The sequence below is a fragment of the Spiroplasma endosymbiont of Megaselia nigra genome, assembly GCF_003987485.1.
Taxonomy (GTDB): domain Bacteria; phylum Bacillota_I; class Bacilli_A; order Mycoplasmatales; family Mycoplasmataceae; genus Spiroplasma.
In genome coordinates, this window is record NZ_RCOO01000139.1 from 1 (window position 1) to 3,116 (window position 3,116).

At 28.7% G+C, this 3,116-nt stretch carries 3 protein-coding genes and 2 tRNA genes; 2 read left to right on the top strand and 3 right to left on the bottom strand.

The window, feature by feature from the left end; translation table 4 throughout:
- Positions 1-158 precede the first annotated feature (158 nt).
- A complete protein-coding gene (locus tag D9R21_RS05360) occupies positions 159-800 on the bottom strand; it encodes a zinc-binding metallopeptidase family protein (RefSeq protein WP_241568793.1) in 642 nt (213 codons plus the stop codon).
- Between the two features lie 127 nt (positions 801-927).
- Here D9R21_RS05360 and D9R21_RS05365 point away from each other — a divergent pair, with 127 nt between their 5' ends.
- Together D9R21_RS05365 and D9R21_RS05370 are read left to right on the top strand one after the other, a co-directional pair.
- A complete protein-coding gene (locus D9R21_RS05365; RefSeq protein ID WP_126821399.1) occupies positions 928-1,770 on the top strand; it encodes a DegV family protein in 843 nt (280 codons plus the stop codon).
- A gap of 15 nt (positions 1,771-1,785) precedes the next feature.
- Complete coding sequence (locus tag D9R21_RS05370) at positions 1,786-2,646, top strand: DegV family protein (RefSeq protein WP_126821400.1); 861 nt, start codon at positions 1,786-1,788, stop codon at positions 2,644-2,646.
- Between the two features lie 52 nt (positions 2,647-2,698).
- Here D9R21_RS05370 and D9R21_RS05375 read toward each other — a convergent pair.
- Positions 2,699-2,791: transfer RNA gene (locus tag D9R21_RS05375), tRNA-Ser, on the bottom strand.
- Between the two features lie 11 nt (positions 2,792-2,802).
- A tRNA-Trp gene (locus tag D9R21_RS05380) sits at positions 2,803-2,877 on the bottom strand.
- Positions 2,878-3,116: the final 239 nt, after the last annotated feature.

The following is a 3,116-nucleotide window of genomic DNA, read 5'->3' on the forward strand; positions in this document are numbered from 1 at the left end:
AGTTTTCATTCTTTATTAAAAAAAGCAACAATTCATAACAATATTTACTTATCGCATGACGAATATATTAATGATGTTAAAAAATGAAATAAATGATATTCAAGCCGCAAAGAAAAGGATATAATAAATAAAAGTTTATAAACCTTTTTTACTAATACTTACTTTTTGGGGTGCAGTCTATAGTCTAATTGTTTATTTTTAACTTGTTCTAAAACTTCTAATCCTAAAATAACACCCATTCGGTTATCAATCGCTTTTGATAATAATCGTTTATCATTTAAGAAAACTATTGAACCTTCACAAATTACAAAATTTCCTTCTCGAATTCCAGCTTTATAGGCTTCTGCTTGTGAAGAAAAACCAAAATCAACTAACATATTAGCAATTGGCGTTGGTTTTAATCGAGCTTCTGGTGATAACAAATGCGGTGCAATTGCTGAAATCGCACCAATCAAAAACGTTCCATCATCTTTTAATAACTTTACTCGTTTAGCTAATAATGTTTGTTCTCAAATACCTCCTAATGGATTAATACGAACTAAACCTTTACTATTAATTTGGCTAACCATAAAACCAACTTCATCACCATGTGCCATTAACATTACTTTTTTTGGATTTGTAATTCCTTTTTGATTTCGAATTACAGCAAAGCAACTCCCTAAATTATCTTGAATTATTTCTGAAGTATATTTTTGATAATATTGTTTTAATAGTTTAACAACTTCTTGCTCACATCCAGATGGTCCAAATGCTTGTAAAATAGTCTCATACATTTTTTTCTGTTCAGTAGTAATTTTCATTGTTATCTTCCTTTCATCCTTGAAATTATTATATCAAAGTTTATAATTAATATATTGTTAAGACGTTAACAATACCTTAACTTAGATTCAATGATACTTAAGAGATAGAAATAAATGGAGGAAAAATATGCGCAAAGTTGCATTAATAATCGACTCATCGTCTGGAATTAAGAAAGACGATTTAAAAAAATATGAAGATACTTATTTATTACCATTATTACTAAATTTTCCAGATGGAAGTGAAGTGGAAGATGACGAAGATGTTATTTCATTTAATGAATTTTATGATATTTTAGAACATCAAGTTATCAAAACTAGTCAAATTCCGATGGGAAAAATCTTAAGTACTTGAAACGAATTGTTAAAAAAATATGATGGCATTGTTTTTATGGGATTATCAAAAGGGCTATCTGGTCAGCATCAAAATATTTCAGTGTTAGCTCAAGGCGATGAATATAAAAACAAAGTCTTTGTTATTGATACTGACGGGGTAAGTCAACTGCTAGTATATATGATTGATCTAGTATATCAATGAATTGGAGAAGGAATTGAATTAACAAAAATTCAATCAAAACTTGATTTAATTAAAACAAAAGTTATCGCCTTTATTATCCCAAAAAGTTTGGAAACTTTAAAACGCGGGGGTCGAATTACAGCGGCAGCGGCAGCTTTAGCATCGCTTTTAAAGATAACCCCTATTTTGAGATATGATGGTCGCATTGATAAATTTGATAAAACTAGAACATTTAAAAAAGCTGTTGAAACAGCTTTAGGACAAATAAAAAAAGAACGGCAAAATTGAAAAAACATTATTTTATTGCATTCAAAAACAGACGATGAAACATTAAAAGAAGTTTACAATATTATTGAAGACGAGGGTGCTAAAATTACTTCAACATACATTTTGTCAAATATTATAGCAGCTCATACAGGAGCAAATACGGTTGTGATAGTATGTTGAGATGAATAAAAGGAGGTACAACCAATGAGTAAAAAAATTGCAATCTTAACTGATTCATCAGCAGGTTTCACAACAGCAGAAATTAAACAATTAGGTATTCATGTTATTCCCTTACACATTATTTTAAATAATGAAGTTGATATCTTAGATACGGAAGAAGAAACAACAAAACATAATTTTTATGAAGTTGTTCAAACAGGAACAACAAAAACAAGTCAAGTATCAACTGGTGAATTAATGGTTAAATATGACGAAATTTTAAAAATATATGATGAAATTATTCATTATCCAATTGCTGAGAAACTTTCAAGCCAATATGCAACTGCTTATCTTTTAAGTCAAGATGAAAAATATCGTGGAAAAGTTCATGTTGTTCGTAATCATACAGCAGCTTTTGCTTTAAAAACATTAATAATTTATGCTAATAAATTAACAAAACAAAAGCTTAGTGTCGAAGAAATTATTGCAAAAACAAATGAACTTGAGCAAAAAACATATATGGCAATGATTCCTGGTAGTTTAGATCGTTTATCAAAAGGTGGACGTGTTGGAAAAGTTTTATTATCATTAATTAACTTATTTAAAATTAAAATTTTAATTCAATGAGGAGAACATCCTAAAAAAATTGCCTCATCACGAACTTTAAATAATTTAATTGAAACTTTAGTTGAAACATTAGAAAAATTTAAAAAAACAGTTAAAATAAACTTTCAATTATTTGTTTTAAAAACAAGTGAATGTGCTAGCGAAGTTTGAGATAATGTTACACAAAAATTAAATGAATTAAAAGTTAATTACCAAACCGAAAATTTAGCTAATATCTTTGTTGCACATGCAGGGTTAAACACAATTGCTTTTGTTGCTGTTCCAAAAATTAAATATTAATGAAAAATCATTTCTAATATTAGAAATGATTTTTCATTTTTTCTTCATTAAATGGCGGAAGTAAAGAGATTCGAACTCTTGCATGGATCACTCCATCTAACGGTTTTCGAGACCGCCCCCTTCAACCAGACTTGGGTATACTTCCACTGTTTAAACTGGCAGGGGTGACAGGACTTGAACCCACAACGTACGGTGTTGGAGACCGCTGTTCTACCATTAAACTACACCCCTAAATCCTTTTTAAATCATAACATAATAAGATAAATATGGCAAAATAAAAAAGTATTTCCATACTTAGACTGCACCCCAAAAAGTAAGTAAAATTAAAAAAGAACTTTACTAAACTTTTAGAGGAGGTGCATTTTTATATGGCAAGAAAAGGACAAAAATTTAATAAATATACAGCAGATTTTAGAAAAATGATAGTACAAGAAGTTAAAAATAATAAGATAAGTTTTATTGCTCAAAAA